This window comes from Bradyrhizobium shewense, assembly GCF_900094605.1.
Classification (GTDB): Bacteria; Pseudomonadota; Alphaproteobacteria; order Rhizobiales; family Xanthobacteraceae; genus Bradyrhizobium; species Bradyrhizobium shewense.
Window position 1 is genome coordinate 229,196 of the sequence record NZ_FMAI01000007.1, and the last position, 19,237, is coordinate 248,432.

At 62.9% G+C, this 19,237-nt stretch carries 18 protein-coding genes; 7 read left to right on the forward strand and 11 right to left on the reverse strand.

Annotated elements, in window-relative coordinates:
- Positions 1 to 64: 64 nt before the first annotated feature.
- The 11 genes from rpoB to GA0061098_RS16135 all read right to left on the reverse strand — a co-directional run bounded on the left by rpoB (position 65) and on the right by GA0061098_RS16135 (position 11,915).
- The gene (gene rpoB / locus GA0061098_RS16085) at positions 65 to 4,183 is read right to left on the reverse strand and encodes a DNA-directed RNA polymerase subunit beta (RefSeq protein ID WP_091957451.1); all 4,119 of its coding nucleotides are present in this window, start codon (positions 4,181 to 4,183) and stop codon (positions 65 to 67) included.
- A 483-nt stretch (positions 4,184 to 4,666) separates the two neighbouring features.
- Entirely contained in the window at positions 4,667 to 5,044 is a 378-nt protein-coding gene (rplL, locus tag GA0061098_RS16090; protein ID WP_091957455.1) for a 50S ribosomal protein L7/L12, read from the reverse strand.
- A 54-nt stretch (positions 5,045 to 5,098) separates the two neighbouring features.
- The gene (gene rplJ / locus GA0061098_RS16095; RefSeq protein WP_091957815.1) at positions 5,099 to 5,617 is read right to left on the reverse strand and encodes a 50S ribosomal protein L10; all 519 of its coding nucleotides are present in this window, start codon (positions 5,615 to 5,617) and stop codon (positions 5,099 to 5,101) included.
- Positions 5,618 to 6,200: 583 nt separating this feature from the next.
- Positions 6,201 to 7,154 carry a 2-hydroxyacid dehydrogenase gene (locus tag GA0061098_RS16100; RefSeq protein WP_091957459.1) on the reverse strand — a complete coding sequence of 318 codons (954 nt, stop codon included), beginning with the start codon at positions 7,152 to 7,154 and terminating at the stop codon, positions 6,201 to 6,203.
- An 89-nt stretch (positions 7,155 to 7,243) separates the two neighbouring features.
- A complete protein-coding gene (rplA, locus tag GA0061098_RS16105; RefSeq protein WP_014494487.1) occupies positions 7,244 to 7,936 on the reverse strand; it encodes a 50S ribosomal protein L1 in 693 nt (230 codons plus the stop codon).
- Between the two features lie 6 nt (positions 7,937 to 7,942).
- Positions 7,943 to 8,371 carry a 50S ribosomal protein L11 gene (rplK, locus tag GA0061098_RS16110; protein ID WP_006611824.1) on the reverse strand — a complete coding sequence of 143 codons (429 nt, stop codon included), beginning with the start codon at positions 8,369 to 8,371 and terminating at the stop codon, positions 7,943 to 7,945.
- Between the two features lie 134 nt (positions 8,372 to 8,505).
- Entirely contained in the window at positions 8,506 to 9,060 is a 555-nt protein-coding gene (gene nusG / locus GA0061098_RS16115) for a transcription termination/antitermination protein NusG (protein WP_008136441.1), read from the reverse strand.
- Positions 9,060 to 9,251: a preprotein translocase subunit SecE gene (secE, locus tag GA0061098_RS16120; RefSeq protein ID WP_026202711.1), complete on the reverse strand. Its 192-nt coding sequence runs from the start codon at positions 9,249 to 9,251 to the stop codon at positions 9,060 to 9,062. The genes nusG and secE overlap by 1 nt, the downstream gene beginning before the upstream one ends.
- Positions 9,252 to 9,617: 366 nt before the next feature.
- A complete protein-coding gene (locus GA0061098_RS16125) occupies positions 9,618 to 10,886 on the reverse strand; it encodes a class I SAM-dependent methyltransferase (protein ID WP_091957819.1) in 1,269 nt (422 codons plus the stop codon).
- An 85-nt stretch (positions 10,887 to 10,971) separates the two neighbouring features.
- Positions 10,972 to 11,280: a hypothetical protein gene (locus tag GA0061098_RS46105; RefSeq protein WP_245323358.1), complete on the reverse strand. Its 309-nt coding sequence runs from the start codon at positions 11,278 to 11,280 to the stop codon at positions 10,972 to 10,974.
- Positions 11,281 to 11,327: 47 nt separating this feature from the next.
- The gene (locus tag GA0061098_RS16135; RefSeq protein ID WP_245323364.1) at positions 11,328 to 11,915 is read right to left on the reverse strand and encodes an SIS domain-containing protein; all 588 of its coding nucleotides are present in this window, start codon (positions 11,913 to 11,915) and stop codon (positions 11,328 to 11,330) included.
- A 158-nt stretch (positions 11,916 to 12,073) separates the two neighbouring features.
- Between GA0061098_RS16135 and GA0061098_RS16140 the strand changes: the two genes are divergently transcribed.
- The 7 genes from GA0061098_RS16140 to GA0061098_RS16170 all read left to right on the forward strand — a co-directional run bounded on the left by GA0061098_RS16140 (position 12,074) and on the right by GA0061098_RS16170 (position 19,232).
- A complete protein-coding gene (locus GA0061098_RS16140) occupies positions 12,074 to 13,099 on the forward strand; it encodes an SDR family oxidoreductase (protein WP_091957463.1) in 1,026 nt (341 codons plus the stop codon).
- 87 nt (positions 13,100 to 13,186) lie between these two features.
- The gene (locus GA0061098_RS16145) at positions 13,187 to 14,755 is read left to right on the forward strand and encodes a PfkB family carbohydrate kinase (RefSeq protein WP_091957466.1); all 1,569 of its coding nucleotides are present in this window, start codon (positions 13,187 to 13,189) and stop codon (positions 14,753 to 14,755) included.
- A 28-nt stretch (positions 14,756 to 14,783) separates the two neighbouring features.
- Positions 14,784 to 15,785, forward strand: a complete 1,002-nt coding sequence (locus GA0061098_RS16150) for an NAD-dependent epimerase/dehydratase family protein (protein ID WP_091957469.1) — start codon at positions 14,784 to 14,786, stop codon at positions 15,783 to 15,785.
- Between the two features lie 5 nt (positions 15,786 to 15,790).
- Positions 15,791 to 16,393: an HAD family hydrolase gene (locus GA0061098_RS16155; RefSeq protein ID WP_245323366.1), complete on the forward strand. Its 603-nt coding sequence runs from the start codon at positions 15,791 to 15,793 to the stop codon at positions 16,391 to 16,393.
- Positions 16,390 to 17,439 carry an aminoglycoside phosphotransferase family protein gene (locus GA0061098_RS16160; protein ID WP_165637393.1) on the forward strand — a complete coding sequence of 350 codons (1,050 nt, stop codon included), beginning with the start codon at positions 16,390 to 16,392 and terminating at the stop codon, positions 17,437 to 17,439. Before GA0061098_RS16155 ends, GA0061098_RS16160 begins: the two co-directional genes overlap by 4 nt.
- The gene (locus GA0061098_RS16165; protein WP_091957477.1) at positions 17,414 to 18,262 is read left to right on the forward strand and encodes a transketolase; all 849 of its coding nucleotides are present in this window, start codon (positions 17,414 to 17,416) and stop codon (positions 18,260 to 18,262) included. The genes GA0061098_RS16160 and GA0061098_RS16165 overlap by 26 nt, the downstream gene beginning before the upstream one ends.
- A gap of 10 nt (positions 18,263 to 18,272) precedes the next feature.
- Positions 18,273 to 19,232, forward strand: coding sequence for a transketolase family protein (locus GA0061098_RS16170; RefSeq protein ID WP_091957479.1), 960 nt, complete (start codon positions 18,273 to 18,275; stop codon positions 19,230 to 19,232).
- Positions 19,233 to 19,237: the final 5 nt, after the last annotated feature.

Consider the following 19,237-nt stretch of genomic DNA (forward strand, 5'->3'; position numbering starts at 1 on the left):
TGCCCTCAAGGCATCGGGAGGGGCGCCAATGCCCGGCCGTGAAGGCCGGGCATGACAGGTCGTGTTACTCGGCCGCTTCCGACGTAGGCGCCGGTCCAACCTTGGAGTTGTGCAGGTCGACGTTGAGGCCGAGCGAGCGCATTTCCTTGACCAGCACGTTGAACGATTCCGGAATACCGGCCTCGAACGTATCGTCGCCGCGCACGATCGCCTCGTACACCTTGGTACGGCCGGCGACGTCGTCCGACTTCACCGTCAGCATTTCCTGGAGCGTGTACGCCGCGCCGTAAGCCTCGAGCGCCCACACCTCCATTTCGCCGAAGCGCTGGCCACCGAACTGCGCCTTGCCGCCCAGCGGCTGCTGGGTGACGAGCGAGTACGGACCGATCGAACGCGCGTGGATCTTGTCGTCCACGAGATGGTGCAGCTTGAGCATGTAGATGTAGCCCACTGTCACCTTGCGATCGAACGCATCGCCGGTACGGCCGTCATAGACGGTCGACTGACCCGAAGCGTCGAGGCCGGCAAGCTTCAGCATCTCCTCGATGTCGGCTTCCTTGGCGCCGTCGAACACCGGCGTCGCGATCGGCACGCCGCGGCTGAGGTTATGGCCGAGCTCGATCAACTCGTTGTCGTTGAGCGTCTTGATCGTCTCGTCCTCGCCGTAGACCTTCTTCAAGGTCTCCTTCAGAGGCTTGATGTCCTGCTTCGACAGGTACGCATCGACGGTCTGGCCGATACGTTTGCCGAGGCCGGCGCAGGCCCAGCCGAGATGGGTCTCGAGGATCTGTCCGACGTTCATGCGCGAAGGCACGCCGAGCGGGTTGAGCACGATGTCGGCGTGCGTACCGTCTTCGAGGAACGGCATGTCCTCAATCGGCACGATCTTCGACACCACGCCCTTGTTGCCGTGGCGGCCGGCCATCTTGTCGCCGGGCTGGATCTTGCGCTTCACCGCGACGAAGACCTTGACCATCTTCATCACGCCGGGCGGCAATTCGTCACCGCGCTGAAGCTTCTCGACCTTGTCGAGGAAGCGCTGTTCCAGCCCCTTCTTCGACTCGTCGTACTGCTTCCGCATGGCCTCGATCTCGGCCATCAGCTTGTCGTTCGGCGAGGCGAACAGCCACCACTGCGACTTCGGGTACTCCTCGAGCACCGCACGGGTGATCTTGGTGTCCTTCTTGAAGCCCTTCGGGCCGGCAATGCCCTGCCGCCCCTCGAGGAGCTCGGCAAGACGGTTGTAGACGTTGCGGTCCAGGATCGCCTGCTCGTCGTCGCGGTCCTTGGCCAGACGCTCGATCTCTTCCCGCTCGATCGCCAGCGCACGCTCGTCCTTGTCGACGCCGTGACGGTTGAACACGCGCACTTCCACGATCGTGCCCTGCACGCCCGGAGGAACGCGCAGCGAGGTATCGCGAACGTCGGAAGCCTTTTCGCCGAAGATGGCGCGCAGGAGCTTCTCTTCCGGCGTCATCGGGCTCTCGCCCTTCGGCGTGATCTTGCCGACCAGGATGTCGCCGGCGCGGACTTCCGCACCGATGTAGACGATACCGGCTTCGTCGAGGTTCTTCAGCGCTTCTTCCGAGACGTTCGGAATGTCGCGGGTGATTTCCTCAGGTCCGAGCTTGGTGTCGCGGGCCATCACCTCGAATTCCTCGATGTGGATCGAGGTGAAGACGTCTTCCTTCACGATCCGCTCGGAGAGCAGGATCGAGTCTTCGAAGTTGTAGCCGTTCCACGGCATGAACGCGACGAGCACGTTGCGGCCGAGCGCGAGCTCGCCGAGATCGGTCGACGGACCGTCGGCGATGATGTCGCCCTTTCTGACGATGTCGCCGACCTTCACCAGCGGACGCTGGTTGATGCAGGTCGACTGGTTGGAGCGCTGGTACTTCATCAGGCGGTAGATATCGACGCCCGACTTGGTCGGATCGAGATCTTCCGTGGCGCGGATGACGACGCGGGTGGCGTCGATCTGGTCGATCACGCCCGAACGACGCGCCGCGATCGCGGCACCCGAGTCACGCGCAACCACGCCTTCCATGCCGGTGCCGACGAACGGCGCCTCGGCGCGAACCAGCGGCACCGCCTGGCGCTGCATGTTCGAGCCCATCAGCGCGCGGTTTGCGTCGTCGTTCTCGAGGAACGGGATCAGCGCCGCGGCGACCGAAACGAGCTGCTTCGGCGACACGTCCATGTAGTCGACCTTGTCCGGCGTCACCGGCAAGACTTCGCCAGCGTGACGGCAGACCACGAGGTCTTCGGTGAAACGGCCCTTCGGGTCGAGCGGCACGTTGGCCTGCGCGACCGTGTAGCGGCCCTCTTCCATCGCCGAGAGGTACACGACCTCGTCGGTGACGCGACCGTCCTTGACCTTGCGATACGGCGTCTCGACGAAGCCGTACTTGTTCACGCGCGCGAAGGTCGCGAGCGAGTTGATCAGGCCGATGTTCGGACCTTCCGGCGTCTCGATCGGGCAGATGCGGCCGTAATGCGTCGGATGCACGTCGCGGACTTCGAAGCCGGCGCGCTCGCGGGTCAGACCGCCCGGTCCAAGCGCCGAGAGACGGCGCTTGTGGGTGATCTCCGAGAGCGGATTGGTCTGGTCCATGAACTGCGAGAGCTGCGAGGAGCCGAAGAACTCGCGCACGGCGGCAGCCGCCGGCTTCGCGTTGATCAGGTCCTGCGGCATGACCGTGTCGATATCGACCGAGGACATGCGCTCCTTGATCGCGCGCTCCATGCGCAGGAGGCCGATGCGGTACTGGTTCTCCATGAGCTCGCCGACCGAGCGCACACGGCGGTTGCCGAGATGGTCGATGTCGTCGATCTCGCCCTTGCCGTCGCGCAGGTCCACCAGCGTCTTGATGACGGAGAGGATGTCTTCCTTGCGCAGCGTGCGCTGGGTGTCGGGCGCATCGAGGTCGAGGCGCATGTTCATCTTAACGCGGCCGACCGCAGAGAGGTCGTAGCGCTCGGCATCGAAGAACAGCGACTGGAACATGGCCTGCGCCGAATCCAGCGTCGGCGGCTCACCCGGACGCATCACGCGGTAGATGTCGAACAGCGCGTCTTCACGCGTCATGTTCTTGTCGGCCGAGAGCGTGTTGCGGATGTAGGGGCCGATATTGACGTGGTCGATGTCGAGGAGCGGCAGCTCCTTGTAGCCGTGCTCGTTGAGCACCTTCATCGACTTGTCGGTGATTTCCTCGCCGGCTTCAGCGTGGATCTCGCCCGTCTTCGGGTTGACGAGGTCCTCGGCGATGTAATTGCCGACCAGCTCCTCATCAGCCAAGCGCAGCGCCTTCAGCCCCTTTTCCTGGAGCTGGCGGGCGGCACGGACGGTGAGCTTCTTGCCGGCCTCGAGCACGACCTTGCCGGTATCGGCGTCGATCAGGTCGTTGACGGTCGAGTAGCCGCGGAAACGGTTGGCGTCGAACGGAACGCGCCAGCCTTCCTTGGTCCGCTTGTAGAGGATCTTCTTGTAGAACGTGGACAGGATCGCCTCGCCGTCGAGGCCGAGGGCGAACATCAGCGACGTCACCGGAATCTTGCGGCGACGGTCGATACGCGCATAGACGATGTCCTTGGCGTCGAACTCGATGTCGAGCCAGGAACCGCGATACGGGATGACGCGGGCAGCGAACAGCAGCTTGCCCGAGGAATGGGTCTTGCCCTTGTCGTGATCGAAGAACACGCCGGGCGAACGGTGCATCTGCGAGACGATGACGCGCTCGGTGCCATTGACGATGAAGGTGCCGTTCATCGTCATGAGCGGGATATCGCCCATGTAGACGTCCTGCTCCTTGATGTCCTTCACCGACTTCGCGCCGGTTTCCTCGTCGATATCGAACACGATGAGGCGCAGCGTCACCTTGAGGGGAGCCGCGAAGGTCATGCCGCGCTGGCGGCACTCGTCGACGTCGTATTTCGGCTGCTCGAATTCGTAACGGACGAATTCCAGCATCGAGGTGCCCGAGAAATCGGAGATCGGAAACACCGAGCGGAATACCGCCTGCAGACCCTCGTCGAGACGGCCACCCTGGGGTTCATCGACCATCAGGAACTGGTCATAGGACGCCTTCTGAACCTCGATGAGGTTCGGCATCTCGGCGACTTCCTTGATGTGTCCGAAGAACTTGCGAACGCGTTTGCGACCGGTGAATGTCTGCTGCGCCATCGTGGCCTCTCATTTTCGTCGCCCGCTCTGGGCGCGCCCTCCGGAACGCGGCTGCCACCGCTCCCCGGGTTGAATTTTTCGAACCCGCTTTGGGGGCCGGAGACTCAAGTTCAGGCCGGAATGTCCTGAATCTGTTCTTCAGACCTTCAAAACGCAAAACGACGCGCGGGGCGCTGATGCGCGCCCGCCCGTCACAACCATCCTCTTCACGGACTGCAAAAGCCCGAAATAGCCTGCTCTCCCAACGGCTTACAGGGAATCCGGTATCCCTGCCCACCGCGCTTTCGTGCTGCCGAACCGATATGGGGCGACAATAGTGGAGATTCGAGGGGTGAACCCTCAAATCCCCACACTTTTTCGTGTTCGACCTGCGTCGGGACGTTCCGTCGCACGCCTTTTGCATCAGGCTCCCCCCTTTTTGAGGGGCAAGCCAGGATCTCGGGCCTGCTTACGCTCGCCCGAGACCTCGCCAGTAAGCGGTGCTTACTTGAGCTCGACCTTCGCGCCAGCCTTCTCGAGCTGGGCCTTGATCTTCTCGGCTTCGTCCTTGTTCACGCCTTCCTTGACAGGCTTCGGCGCGCCCTCGACGAGGTCCTTTGCTTCCTTCAGGCCCAGGCCGGTGATGGCGCGGACTTCCTTGATGACCTCGATCTTCTTGTCGCCGGCGCTGGCGAGAACGACCGTGAACTCGGTCTTCTCTTCCGCCGGAGCGGCGGCAGCGCCACCACCAGCCGGGCCGGCCACGGCGACAGCCGCGGCAGCCGAAACGCCCCACTTCTCTTCGAGGAGCTTCGCGAGTTCAGCAGCTTCGAGCACGGTGAGGCTCGAGAGGTCGTCAACGATCTTCTGCAAGTCAGCCATTGTTCAGTTTCCTTACGTGTAAGTCTGGTTCGGGTTTGAGTTTTGCGAAGGGCGTCAGGCCGCTTCGCCCTTTGAGGCATGAGCCTGGATGACGCGCGCGAGCTTGCCCGCGGGCGCATTGGCGAGCTGAGCGATCTTGGTCGCCGGGGCCACAAGCAGGCCGACGATCTTGGCGCGCAGTTCATCAAGCGACGGCAGCGAGGCGAGAGCCTTCACACCGTCGACATTCAGGACGGTCTTTCCCATCGAGCCGCCAACGATGACGAACTTTTCGTTCGCCTTGGCGAATTCGACGGCGACCTTTGGCGCCGCTACCGGATCGTTCGAAGTGGCGATCACAGTCGGTCCCTTCAGCATGGGGCCGATGGCAATGACGTCAGTGCCTTCAAGAGCAATTTTGGCGAGACGGTTCTTCGAGACCTTCACCGAGGCGCCAGCCTGCTTCATCTGCATGCGCAGCTTCTGCATCTGGGCAACGGTCAGGCCGGAATATTGAGCAACGACCGCGACGCTCGTGGTCTTGAAGACCCCGTTGAGCTGTTCGACCGCTTCCTTTTTTGCCGCTCGTTCCACAGCAAGCTCTTTCCGGTTGGCGGTCATCGCGAAAAGCGGGACCGCCGGGTTGCACCCATCGTCCCACCCAAAACCTGAACCTCCGGGTCAATACCCATCGGACACGCGCCGGGCGAGACGACGATTCAAAGCCTGCCCTCCGGGAGCTCGTGAGAGCCCACGGCGTGTCGAGGTCCGAACCAAACCCATTCCGCAACCACCTTAAGGCGGAACGCGAAGTGAAAATTCGGTCTTCACCCGTCTATGCAGGCCATGCGATTAAGCCGTTGAGAAGTCGAAACTTCCCGCGAGCGCCTGCAGTCTTGGACAGGACAAGGTCAGCCGGCGAACCGTCCGACCTCTGCCCGCACTCCACCAACCGACGGGTTTTCCTTCCTTTTCGGGCAAATCCTCACGGACGTCCTGAAAAGGAATGATCTCCTGTCTTGTCGGGTTTTCGGAATGCGTGCACGAACGCGCCAGCCGAGGCCGGCACGTCCGGAAGCGGTTCTTTAACCGCTCTCCGCCTGCTTGCCAAGAGCAAAATTCGCACCAGTTCCAATCTGTTGCCCTGGGCGCTTGATCCGGGCCGATAAGGACCGATTCAGACCGATTTGACCGCATAAGGCAGCGGCTTGCCCTCGAAGAATGCGGTCAGGTTCGCCAGCACGCAGTTCTGCATGGCGACGTGCGATTCGAGGGTATGGCCGCCGATGTGGGGGGCGAAGACCACGTTCGGGAGCGCGGTCAGGGCGTCGGGGGCGTGCGGTTCCTTCTCGAAGACGTCGAGGCCGGCGCCGGCGATGGTCTTGTCGGTCAGGGCCGCCACGAGCGCCTTCTCATCGATAACAGAGCCGCGGGAGATGTTGACGACGTAGCCGTGCTCCCCGAGGCGCTTGAGGATATCGGCATTGACGACATGCTGAGTCTCGGCCCCTGCCCGGACCGCGATCATCAGCACGCTGCACCAGTCGGCCAGGGCCTCCAGCGTCGGGAAATATTGATAGGGCAGATCGTATTTGCTGCGACTGAAATACCCGACCTCGCTCTCGAAGGCGGCGCAGCGGCCTGCGATCTTGCGGCCGATCTCGCCCATGCCGTAGACGCCGATGCGGCGGCCGGGCATGCCCGCCTGCGGGCGCATCATCGGCGATTGCTTCGACGCCGCCCAGTCGCCGCTGCGGACATATTGGTCGGCGACCAGGATCCGCCGCGTCGTCGCCAGCATTAGGGTCATCGCGATATCGGCGACCGAAGCCGCATTGGCGCCGGGACTGTGACCGACCGCGATATCGCGGCTCGCTGCCGCCTTCAGATCGACGCCGTCATAGCCGGTGCCGTAGCAAACGATCGCGCCGAGCTTGGGAAACAGGTCCATCGCCTCCGCGCCGAGCGGCGAGCCGCCCGCGGTCAGCATCGCGCGGATGCCGCTCAGCTCCTCCGCCGAAAACACCTCCCCGGCGGGCTTGCCGCCGGTGTCGAGCAATTCGAACCGTTCGGCAAAGCGCGCCATCATCGTCTTGGGAAAGCGCGAATAGATCAGGACCTTGTCAGTCATTGTTCTTGTTTCCGGTGAGCCCTGCCACAAACGACGAGGGGCGGAATCGGTTGCCCAATTCCGCCCCTCGCCTCATGCAATTTCCAGACTTAGCCGAGAATGGTGCCCGGCTCGACCTTCACGCCCGGGCCCATCGTCGAGGACACCGCAACGCGCTGGATGTAGGTGCCCTTGGAACCGGCCGGCTTCGCCTTCGAGACAGCATCGGCGAGAGCCTTGATGTTCTCGACCAGCTTCTCCTCGGAGAACGAGGCCTTGCCGACGCCGGCCTGCAGGATGCCGGCCTTCTCGACGCGGAACTCGACCGAGCCGCCCTTGGCACCCTTCACCGCACCGGTGACGTCCATGGTCACGGTACCGATCTTCGGGTTCGGCATCAGGCCGCGCGGGCCCAGCACCTTACCGAGACGGCCGACGAGCGGCATCATGTCGGGGGTGGCGATGCAGCGGTCGAAATCGATCGAGCCATTCTGAACCTTCTCGACCAGGTCTTCGGCGCCGACGACGTCGGCACCTGCAGCCTTGGCCTCATCGGCCTTGGCGCCGCGGGCAAACACGCCGACGCGGAGCGTACGGCCAGTGCCGTTCGGCAGGGTCACGACGCCACGGACCATCTGGTCGGCGTGACGCGGATCGACGCCGAGATTGATCGCGACCTCGATGGTCTCGTCGAACTTCGCTTTCGCGCGTTCCTTGACCATCTTGATGGCGTCCGCGAGCGGATAAAGCTTTTCGCGGTCAACACCTTCGCGGGCTTTGTTCAAACGCTTTCCGATTGCCATGACCAATTACCCCGCCACTTCCAGGCCCATCGAACGGGCAGAGCCCTCGACCATCTTCATGGCCGACTCGATGGAATCGCAATTGAGATCCTTCATCTTCTTCTCGGCGATCTCGCGCACCTGCGCCTTGGTCACCTTGCCGGCCTTGTCACGGCCCGGCGCCTTCGAGCCGGACTGGATCTTGGCGGCCTGCTTGAGGAAGAAGGACATCGGGGGCGTCTTCATCTCGAACGTGAACGAACGATCGGCGTAGATCGTGATCACGACGGGAATCGGGGTGTTCTTCTCTTCCTTCTGGGTCTGCGCGTTGAACGCCTTGCAGAACTCCATGATGTTGAGACCGCGCTGACCGAGCGCGGGACCGATCGGGGGCGAAGGATTCGCCGCACCGGCCGGGACCTGAAGCTTCAGGTATCCGGTCACTTTCTTTGCCATGTATCACTCCTGTTGTGCCGGCTGGCTGCCAGCGGTTTCAGGTTCGTGGTCTGGGTCGGATGCGGCTGGCAACCGCCCTCTCCCTCCCACGGCCTCTCTTTGCGCGAAGCTTTTCGGCTTCACGCGCTACCCGGTCAGACCTTCTCGACCTGACCGAATTCCAATTCGACCGGCGTGGCACGGCCGAAGATCGACACAGCGACCTTCACGCGCGAGCGCGCCTCGTCGATTTCCTCGACGACACCCGAGAACGAGGCGAACGGGCCATCGGCCACGCGCACGTTCTCGCCGATCTCGAACGACACCGACGCCTTCGGCCGTTCCACGCCTTCCTGCACCTGGTGCAGGATGCGCATGGCCTCGGATTCCGAGATCGGCATCGGCTTGTTTTCGGCGCCGAGGAAGCCCGTGACCTTCGGCGTGTTCTTGATCAGGTGAAACGCTTCGTCGGTCAGCTTCATCTTCACCAGCACGTAGCCGGGGAAGAACTTGCGCTCGGCGTCGATCTTACGGCCGCGGCGCACTTCGGTGACCTTCTCGGTCGGAACCAGCACCAGTTCGAACAGCTCCTCGAGCCCGCGCTGCTTGGCCTGCTCGCGGATCGATTCGGCGACCTTCTTCTCGAAGTTCGAGTAGGCGTGGACGATGTACCAGCGCTTGTCGGACAGTTGAGCGGTTGCGGTTGCCATCAGTGAATGCCCAGAAGGTAAGTGATGAGGACACGGATGATCTGGTCGGCGGCGAAGAAGAAGATCGAGGCCACGGCGACCATGACGAACACCATGATGGTGGTGATCGTGGTCTCGCGGCGGGTCGGCCAAGTGACCTTGGCGGTCTCCGAGCGCACTTCCTGCAAGAACTTGAACGGGCTGACTGCCATCGTTTTGATGTCCAACGTCCGTCGACAGACGCGAATGAATTTCAGGGATCCGAACAGCCGCCGTTGGCCCAGCCCTCTGTCTCGAAGGATGAGCCGGAAACCGGGCTCGATTGTTCGGGGATTTCAAAGCCGCGCCGGAGATCCGCGTCTAACGGGCCGGCTGCGAGTGCGGGGTATCTACTGCGGATAGGACCAAAGGTCAAGATATAGAGGGCCCGACTGGACCAGCCGACCTTCCCGGGCGCTAGAGTAGAGCCCAGCCGGATCAACGGCTTATCCACCCACCCTTCAGGGCGCAATCGCAGCGCCCGTCCGGTTCCTCCCAGACGCTCCCCCGGAGCGTCCGCCTCGGCCCTATTGCGCGGGTCAGTCGGCCCGCTCGACCATGGAAATGCCCGGCAGCGGCACCACGAACTTTCCGCCTTCGGCGAAGTAGCGGGCGTGCTTGGCCCGGATCGGGTCGACGTAGCGCCAGGCGAAGACGACGACGAACGCCGGCTTGCGCTCGTAAAGGGCGGCAGGCGGCAGGATCGGGATATCGTAACCCGGGCCGGCCATCACGTTCCCCTTCTTGGGATCGTCGTCGACCAGGAAGTCGATCTTGTTCTCCAGACCGAACTGCGGCAGCAGCATCGTGGTGCCGACCGAGACGCCGTAGCCGGCAACGAGCTGCCCGCGCGCATGAGCGGCATCAGCCATCGCGACCAGCTCGTCGCGGATCGCGGCGATCCGCTTCACATAGGGCGCATAATAGGCCGGCTGATCGACGCCCAGCCGTTCTTCCTCGGCGACGAAGCGCGCGACCTCAGCCGACGGCTTCTTGGCGCCGCCGGCGCGCTGCACGGTCACGCGGATCGAGCCCCCCTTGGTCCAGATGTGCTGGACGTCGATCAGCTCCATGCCGAGCCGGGCAAAGAAACGGATCAGCGGCTTGATGTTAAAATACGACAGATGCTCGTGATAGACGGTGTCGAGCAGGTTCTTCTCGGTGACGTCGACGCCGTATTGCGTTTCGAAGACGAACAATCCGTCCGGCGCGAGCACGTCGCGAACCCCGATCACCAGTGGATCGAGATTGTCGACATTGGCGATCATGTTGTTGGCGATCACGACGCTCGCCGCACCGTGGCTCTGCAGGATGCGGTGACCGATGGCATCGGTGAAGAAATCGCCGATGGTCTCGATCCCCGCCTCGGTCGCGCGCTTCGCGATATCGACAGCGGGATCGACACCCAGCACCCGCATGCCGCGCTCTTTGAAGAAGCCGAGCAGCGATCCGTCGTTGCTGCCGAGCTCGACGACCAGCGAGCCCGGCGCGACGCCGAAGCGGCTGACGACGTCGTTGGCATAGCCCGCGAAGTGCTCCCGCAGACCGAGCGAGAGCGAGGTGGTGTAGACGTAGTTGCGGTACTGGATCTCGGGATTACCGACATGGAGAATCTGGAGATGGCCGCAATCCCTGCACAGATGCAACGCCATTGGCACCGCAGCGCGGAACACGGGATCGTCGACGCTGGCGTCCGGGACCTGGAAGTTCGGCGTGCCGATCGGCATGCCTGCCATCGGGACGACAAGCTCCTGCTTGTCCGAATGACAGAGGCGGCAGGTGTGGCGGACGTAGAACAGGTTTTTCATTGCGGAACCAGAAAACGGAGACATGCGCGCGGGTGAGGCAATCCCATACCGTAGAGATGAGATCGACGGCAATGGTTCAAGCGACTCAAGGGTGTGGCTCGATGCCTCCTCGGCCTTCGCCAGCAACCAGGTCAGCGATTCGTCCGCGGCCTTCGCCGCTGAATACAAGCCGCGCTCCGGATTGACCAGCCAGATCACGCCCCCAGCGAGACTGCGATCGCGGGAAGCACGATGAGGCGCGTGGACCGTTGAGCACGAAGGTCTGAAAGAAGATCAGCGCCAGCGCGAGGACGAACAGCAAGGGATCGACCGAGACGAGATGGTTGCGCAACTGGGGCAGGTCGAGACCGCGCGCGATGTAGACCAGCGAGGCAATCGACAGCAGCAGCTTCACCGAAAACGGGGCCGCCTGCTTGCACCGCGACTGCATCGGATGCCGCCTCAGGATGCCGGATATTCCGCGCGACCGATGACGAGGTCGATCGCGGCCATCATCCAGAACTGGTGCGTGGTCTCGACAATATTGTAGCTGCGGCTGTCGACGTAAAAATTGACGTCGCCGAGATTGCGCAGCGGATTGCCCGCATTCATGCCCGACAGCGTGATCACGTCGAGCTTCATCGTCCGCGCCTGCGCGACTGCATTAAGGATGTTCTTCGAACGTCCCGACGAGCTGATCGCAACGAGGCAGTCGCCGATACGCGCGCTCAGCCGCACGGCGTGCGCAATCCAGTCCTCGAATCCATAATCGTTGGCGAGGCACGACATCATGCTCGCGTCGCTGAAGCAGAGCGCAGGCACCGACGCGTTCTTCGCTAGATCGATCGCGAGATGCGAGGCGATGCCGGCCGAGCCGCCATTGCCGATGAAGATGACGCGACCGCCCTGCTCGCGCGCGCGCAACCAGGTCGTGCGGGTGGCGGAGATCCTGGCGAAAACCCCGTCGTCAATCGCGGTCGCGCGATGGAGGCGCCCCACGTAATCGTCGAGAAAAGACTTGTGATCGGGATCGACGGACTCGGCGGGCATAGGTTGGCGGCTCGACTGCAACATGAGTCGTGATACCGATTATTACTAGGGATTGCAAAGGTATCTTGCTTGCAAAACACGCGAACCACTGTTAGTCGGCGTCAGGGTTCACTTAACATTGGCGACGCCCGCAGGGCATTCGCGCATGGATGTTCCCAATGAAATGCATCGTTACTGGCGGCGCCGGCTTCATCGGCAGTCATCTCGTCGATCGCCTCCTTGACGACGGCCACGACGTTGTCGCACTCGACAATTTCGTCATCGGACGCCCCGAAAATCTATCGTCGCGCGCCGATTCGGGACGGCTGAAGATCGTGCGGGCCGACGTCACCGACCTCCAATCGATCAAGCCGTATTTCTACGGTATCGACTGGGTCTTCCACCTCGCTGCGCTGGCCGACATCGTTCCCTCGATCGAGTCACCGATCCCGTATCACCGCGCCAATGTCGACGGCACCGTGAATGTGCTCGAGGCTGCGCGGCTGGCAGACGTCCGCCGCTTCGTCTACGCCGCGTCGTCGTCCTGCTACGGAATTCCCAACGCCTATCCGACGCCGGAGAGCGCCGAGATCAGGCCGATGTACCCCTATGCGCTGACCAAAAATCTCGGCGAGCAGTGCGTCATGCACTGGTGCCAGGTCTACAAGCTGCCCTCCGTCGCGCTGCGCCTGTTCAATGTGTACGGACCGCGCCATCGTACCACGGGCACCTACGGCGCCGTGTTCGGCGTGTTCATGGCGCAGAAGCTCGCCGGAAAGCCCTTCACGGTGGTCGGCGATGGCGAGCAGACCCGCGACTTCACATTCGTCAGCGATGTCGCCGATGCCTTCGTGACCGCGGCGCGCTCCGAGGTCTCGAACGAAATCTTCAACGTCGGCTCCGACAACACCTACAGTGTCAACCGGCTGGTCGAGCTTCTCGGCGGCGACAAGGTCCACATTCCTAAGCGTCCCGGCGAGCCCGATTGCACCTATGCCGACATCACCAAGATCAAGCGGATCCTGAAATGGACGCCGATGGTGAAATTCGAGGACGGCGTCGCGACGATGCTGAAGTCGATGGATCAGTACAAGGACGCGCCCCTGTGGACGGTGGACAAGATCGCGAACGCCACGAAGGACTGGTTCAAATATCTTGGTGACGACAACGACGCGTCCGGCACGCCGCGGAACGCAAGCTATTGAACAGGTTCGCTAGGTATCGTTGCCGCGAATCGATCAATTCCGGGCCCGCCGGCCGAGGCGGACCGGCGCCTTGGGGTAATATGATACATGGGTAATTTTCCGACCGACAATCCGGCGTCGACCGACCAACTGGCGCACGAAAAGATCAAGACAATCGAGGAACTGGGCGAGATCGCGCGGTCCGCACAAGCGCATGGCCGGGCGGTCGCACTCTGCCACGGCGTCTTTGACCTCGTGCATCTCGGCCATATCAGGCACATCCAAGCGGCGCATAACGAGGGCGACATCGTCATGGTGACGATCACCGCCGACCGTTACGTCAACAAGGGCCCGGGGCGGCCGATCTTCCCCGAAAACATGCGTGCCGAAATGCTGGCCTCGCTCGCGAACGTCGATTGGGTCGGTATCAATCACGCCTCGAGCGCCGAGCCGATCCTGGATACGGTGCGGCCGGACATCTACGTGAAGGGGTCCGACTACGAGAACCCCAAAGACGACGTGACCGGCAAGATCCGGACCGAGCGCGAAGCCGTCGAGCGTCACGGCGGACGCATCGTGTTCACGCGCGACCTGACGTTCAGCTCCTCGTCACTGGTGAACCGCTATTTCGACATCTACGATCCGCCACTGCGCGACTATCTGCAAAAGGTCCGTGAAGGTGGCGGCTCCGATCGCCTACTGAAGCTGATCGACAAGGTGCAGGACATGCACGTCGTGCTGGTCGGCGACACCATCATCGACGAATACCAGTACGTCACTGCGCTCGGAAAGTCCTCGAAGGAAAACATCGTCGCCACGCTGTTCAAGAACGGCGAGCAATTCGCCGGCGGCGTCATTGCCGCGGCCAACCATGTCGCGAGCTTCTGCAAGTCGGTGGAGATCGTCACGACGCTGGGTGGAAACGACTACCCCGAAGAGTTCATCCGCGCGCATGTCCGCCCGAATGTCATGTTGACGCCGATCCGCATTCAGGGCCGTCCGACGACCCGCAAATCGCGGTTCGTCGAGCTGGGCTATCTGCACAAGCTCTTCGAAGTCTACACCATGGACGACACGCCGCTCGACGAGGCCGATCGGAATGAGATCGACCGTGTCATCGCCGATCGCGTTCGTGGCGCCGATGTCGTGATCGTCACAGATTTCGGTCACGGGATGATCGCCTCGAGCACGATCGATGCCCTGAACGCTAATGCCAAGTTCCTGGCGGTCAATGCCCAGAGCAACAGCGGCAATCACGGCTACAATCTGATCACGAAATATCCGCGCGCTGATTATATCTGCATCGACGCGCCGGAGGCGCGTCTGGCGGCAACCGACAAGTTCAGCGACATCGCGTCCGTGATCGAGACCGGCCTGCACGGCAAAATCGACTGCGACAACATGATCATCACGCACGGTTCCTTCGGCTGCTACCCGTTCTCGTCGAAAACCGGCGTCGCGCGCGTTCCCGCTTTCACCAAGACCGTCGTCGACACCGTCGGCGCGGGAGATGCTTTCTTGACGATCACCGCGCCACTGGTCGCCGCCGGCGGCAATATCGAGGACGTCGCCTTCATCGGCAACGCGGCCGGCGCGATCAAGGTTGGGATCGTCGGCCACCGCAGCTCGGTCGAGAAGGTGCCGCTGGTCAAGTTCGTCACCGCGTTGTTGAAGTAGCGCGAACGGCAAATACTGGAGAACGACAGTGATCGATCAAAAATGGAATGTGATGGTTACCGGTGGCGCCGGCTATGTTGGCAGCGTGCTAGTTCCCCAGTTGCTCGCTGCGGGCCACAAGGTCACCGTGCTCGACCTGTTCATGTATGGCGAGGACGTTTTCGATGCGGTCCGCAACAATCCCAATCTGCGCCTAATCAAGGGCGACATCCGCGATGGGGCCGCGATCAACAAGGCCCTGCGCGGCAACAACGCCGTGATCCACCTCGCTTGCATCTCCAACGACCCGTCGTTCGAGCTGGATCCGGAGCTCGGCAAATCCATCAATTACGATTGCTTCCGGCCGATGGTGCGGGCCGCCAAGAAGGAAGGCATCAAGCGCTTCATCTATGCCTCATCGTCCAGCGTCTACGGCATCAAGGACGAGGCCGAGGTGACCGAGGAACTGTCCTGTGAGCCGCTCACGGACTACTCCAAGTTCAAGGCGATGTGCGAGACCGACCTCGCCGAAGAGGCTGCGTCCGGCTTCGTCACCTGCACGGTTCGTCCCGCCACCGTCTGCGGCTTCGCACCGCGGCAGCGACTCGACGTCGTCGTCAACATCCTGACTAATCTCGCGGTCAACACCGGCCGCATCCGCGTGTTCGGCGGAACGCAGCGCCGGCCCAATCTGCACATCAAGGACATGTCCGCCGCCTATCTGTTCCTGTTGCAGCAGGGCGATGCGAAGATCGACGGCAAGACCTACAATATCGGCTACGAGAACCACTCGCTTATGAAGATCGCCGAGATCGTCAAGTCGGTGGTCGGCAGTAATGTCGACGTCGTCGTCGAGCCGACCGACGATCTCCGCTCGTACCATGTTTCTTCGGAGAAGATCCGCCGCGAGCTTGGATTCGCACCGACGCACACGATCGAACAGGCCGTCTCCGGCCTCGTGGACGCGTTCAAATCCGGCCGCCTGCCGAACTCGCTCAACGACCCCCGGTACTTCAACATCAAGATGATGCAGAACATCAGCCTGAAGTGAGCGGCGTGCGCATCGGCATCGATTTCGACAACACGATCATCTGCTACGACAAGGTCTTTGCTTCCGTCGCGCGTCAGCGTGAGCTGGTGCCTGATGGGTGGGAAGGGCTGAAGACCGATGTACGGGATCTCTTGCGATCCCGCGCGGGCGGCGAGCTTGCCTGGCAAGGACTGCAAGGCTTCGTCTACGGCAAGGGAATTCGCGGCGCCGAAATCTATCCGGGGGTGCGGGAATTCCTCGCGGCGTGCAGGCAGGCCGGCGCGAAGGTCTACATCGTCAGCCACAAGACCCGGTACGGTCATCAGGACCCCGATCGCACCGACCTGCGCGACGCCGCGCGCAGCTGGCTGCTGAGAGCCGGCCTGATCGACGCGGCGCTGGCCGTTGGCGACGTCTATTTCGAGGACACACTGGCCGCCAAGGTCGATAGACTTGTGCAGCTGTCGCTCGATGTCTTCATCGACGATCTCGTCGACGTTTTCGAGCACCCCCATTTTCCGAAGGCCACGCGATCGATCCTGTTCACGCGTTCGCAGCCTCCCCACCCTGCGCGCTGCAAGCCGATCGCGACATGGGCCGATATCCGCCGCGAGGTATTTGCTGCATGAGCCAGCCCGACATCACCGAGTCAGATGCGACGGCGATTGGCAGCCGCCTGGCCGGGGCACGGGTCGCTGCCGCCCAACCGGCACGGTCCGGCGGCAACAACAGGGTGTTTCGGCTAGAGATGGCGGAGGGACCGCCCCTCGCCCTCAAGCATTATCCGTCCGACGGACGCGATCGCCTAGGACAGGAATATGACGCGCTCTCGTTTCTGTCGCGCCACGGCATCATGTCGACACCGCGGCCCGTGGGGAAGGACGCGGATGCGTTCTGCGCGCTGTACCAATGGTTCGACGGCGAGGCCGCGGGGCTGCACCCCCGGGGCGACGATGCCGACCAGCTCGCCGATTTCCTGATCGAGCTGCAGAGGTTACGCGACGCCGACGGCGCGCAGAATTTGCGCAACGCCTCGGCCAGCATCTTTTCACCCGAGCAAGCCATCGCCCAGTACGAGCAGCGCTTGGACGGACTGAGACGACCCGCGGATGATCATCCCGACCTGCGTGCGTTCTTGGAACGCAGCCTGATTCCTGGCACTGATGCCACGATTCGCAAGCTCCGCCGACGCTACGCGGAACTGGGGCATGATCCCGCAGCGGACCTTGCGCCCGCCCATCGCGCCCTAAGTCCGTCCGATTTCGGACTGCACAACGCGCTGCGTGCCGAAGACGGGTGCTTGCGATTCATCGATTTCGAATATTTCGGCTGGGACGATCCGGTCAAGCTGGTATCCGACGCCGCCATTCACCCCGGGAGCGATCTGCCCGAGGCGAGCGCGAATCGATTGATCGAACGGCTGTCGCGGACCTTCGAAGCGAGCGATGACGCGTTTGCGATCCGCCGTGACGCACTGTATCCTCTGTTTGGGGCGATTTGGTGCCTGATTGTGCTGAATGCCTATTTGCCGGAAAGCCGCTCCCGGCGCGCAATGGCTGCGCAAGGTAGCGATGTTACGATTCGCCTTGTCGGTCAGCTCGACAAAGCTCGCCGGCTCCACCAAACGATTTGCCAAGCGAGTCGCCGACGTGATCCAGATCTCACCCCACGCTGAAGCCGCCCTCACCTGCACGCTGGACGAGCGCAGTCTTTATTTGCGCCGCCTAGTCCTTGGTTCTGTCCGCTCCGCCGGACGCGGCCATGTCGGTCCGGCCCTGTCGCTGATCGAAATCGTCCGCGTGCTCTACGACGACATCCTGCGGATCGATCCGAACAACCCGCGCGATCCCGAACGCGACCGCGCCATCCTCAGCAAGGGACACGGTTGCCTGGCGCTCTACGCGCTGCTCGCCGATCGCGGCTTCTTCCCGCTGTCGGAGCTCGACGGCTTTTGCGGCTCCGACAGTATCTTGGGCGGACATCCCGAATACGGCATGGTGCCGGGTGTCGAGGCGTCAACCGGCGCGCTCGGACACGGTCTGTCGATCGGCGTCGGCCTTGCGCTCGCCGCCCGCATGCGCGAGCGCAATTACCGGACCTTCGTGCTGCTCGGCGACGGCGAGATCAACGAGGGATCGGTGTGGGAAGCTGCGATGGGCGCGGCCAAGCACGGGCTCGACAACCTCGTCGCGATGATCGACTACAACAAGCTCCAGAGCTACGGCCCCACCGACTACGTGCTGCCGCTGGAGCCGCTCGCGGACAAATGGCGCAGCTTCGGCTTTGCCGTGCAGGAGCTCAACGGCCACGACGTCGGCGCCCTGCGCACCGTCCTGAAGCAGGTCCCGGCCGTTCCGGGCAAGCCCACCGCGATCATCTGCCATACCGTCAAGGGCAAGGGTCTGCCGGCCGCGGAATCCAACGCCGATTGGCATCACAAGAACAAGCTGTCCGACAGCGAGCTCGACGCCATCCGCGTCGCCGTCGGCGATTTTTGATCGGCTCCCCATGCGCAACACCGCGATGAACATGGTCCACAAGCTCGCCGCGCGCGACGAGCGTGTGCTTTACATCGGCTCCGATCCCGGCGCCGGCACGCTGCGTGCGATGAGCAAGGAGTTTCCCAAGCGCCATCTGATCGAGGGCATTTCTGAATCGCACATCATCGGCATGTCGGCTGGCCTGGCGATGGAAGGCTTCGTGCCCTACGTCAACACCATCGCGACATTCCTCACCCGCCGCTGCTACGAGCAGGTGGCCGTCGATCTCTGCCTGCACAATCTGCCGGTGCGGCTGATCGCCAATGGCGGCGGGCTGGTCTACGCGCCGCTCGGCCCGACCCACCAGGCGATCGAGGACATCGCCATCATGCGGGCGCTGCCGAACATGACGGTGGTCTGCCCGTGCGACGCCGACGAGGCCGCGCGCATGATGGACAAGACGCTTGACTGGACCGGACCGATCTACATCCGGCTCGGCAAGGGCGGAGACGCCGTCGTCTCGAAGGCCGAGCACGGCTTTGAGATCGGCAAGGCCATCCTGATGCGTCCGCCGGGCGACGTCCTCATGGTGACAACCGGCATAATGCTCCAGCGCGCCATCGCCGCGGCTGACCTGCTGGCCGCGCAAGGCGTTCGCGCCGGCATCCTGCACATGCATACGGTGAAGCCGCTCGACACCGAAGCCCTGCTGCAGGCGATCCGCGGCATCAAGCTCGTGGCAACGCTGGAGGAGCACGTGCCCTCCGGCGGCCTCGGCAGCGCGGTCGCGGAGACACTGATCGACAAGCTCGGCTCCGGCCTGCCAGCAATGCTGCGGCTCTCGCTGCCGGACCGCTTCATGCACAATTACGGCTCGCAGGACTCGCTGCTGAAGAAGCACGGCCTCGCGCCAAACGCCATTGCGACCTCGATCGAGCACGCGCTCGCGGCGTCGCGCACCTCCGCTCCTCAACTTCATTCCACCTGACGGGT

Excerpts from the sequence above, each read along its gene's own strand:
- rpoB (WP_091957451.1), bottom strand. The coding sequence starts at position 4,183 with ATGGCGCAGCAGACATTCACCGGTCGCAAACGCGTTCGCAAGTTCTTC.
- rplL (WP_091957455.1), bottom strand. The coding sequence starts at position 5,044 with ATGGCTGACTTGCAGAAGATCGTTGACGACCTCTCGAGCCTCACCGTG.
- GA0061098_RS16100 (WP_091957459.1), bottom strand. The coding sequence starts at position 7,154 with ATGACTGACAAGGTCCTGATCTATTCGCGCTTTCCCAAGACGATGATG.
- rplA (WP_014494487.1), bottom strand. The coding sequence starts at position 7,936 with ATGGCAATCGGAAAGCGTTTGAACAAAGCCCGCGAAGGTGTTGACCGC.
- rplK (WP_006611824.1), bottom strand. The coding sequence starts at position 8,371 with ATGGCAAAGAAAGTGACCGGATACCTGAAGCTTCAGGTCCCGGCCGGT.
- nusG (WP_008136441.1), bottom strand. The coding sequence starts at position 9,060 with ATGGCAACCGCAACCGCTCAACTGTCCGACAAGCGCTGGTACATCGTC.
- secE (WP_026202711.1), bottom strand. The coding sequence starts at position 9,251 with ATGGCAGTCAGCCCGTTCAAGTTCTTGCAGGAAGTGCGCTCGGAGACC.
- GA0061098_RS16125 (WP_091957819.1), bottom strand. The coding sequence starts at position 10,886 with ATGAAAAACCTGTTCTACGTCCGCCACACCTGCCGCCTCTGTCATTCG.
- GA0061098_RS16135 (WP_245323364.1), bottom strand. The coding sequence starts at position 11,915 with ATGCCCGCCGAGTCCGTCGATCCCGATCACAAGTCTTTTCTCGACGAT.
- GA0061098_RS16140 (WP_091957463.1), top strand. The coding sequence starts at position 12,074 with ATGAAATGCATCGTTACTGGCGGCGCCGGCTTCATCGGCAGTCATCTC.
- GA0061098_RS16145 (WP_091957466.1), top strand. The coding sequence starts at position 13,187 with ATGGGTAATTTTCCGACCGACAATCCGGCGTCGACCGACCAACTGGCG.
- GA0061098_RS16160 (WP_165637393.1), top strand. The coding sequence starts at position 16,390 with ATGAGCCAGCCCGACATCACCGAGTCAGATGCGACGGCGATTGGCAGC.
- GA0061098_RS16170 (WP_091957479.1), top strand. The coding sequence starts at position 18,273 with ATGCGCAACACCGCGATGAACATGGTCCACAAGCTCGCCGCGCGCGAC.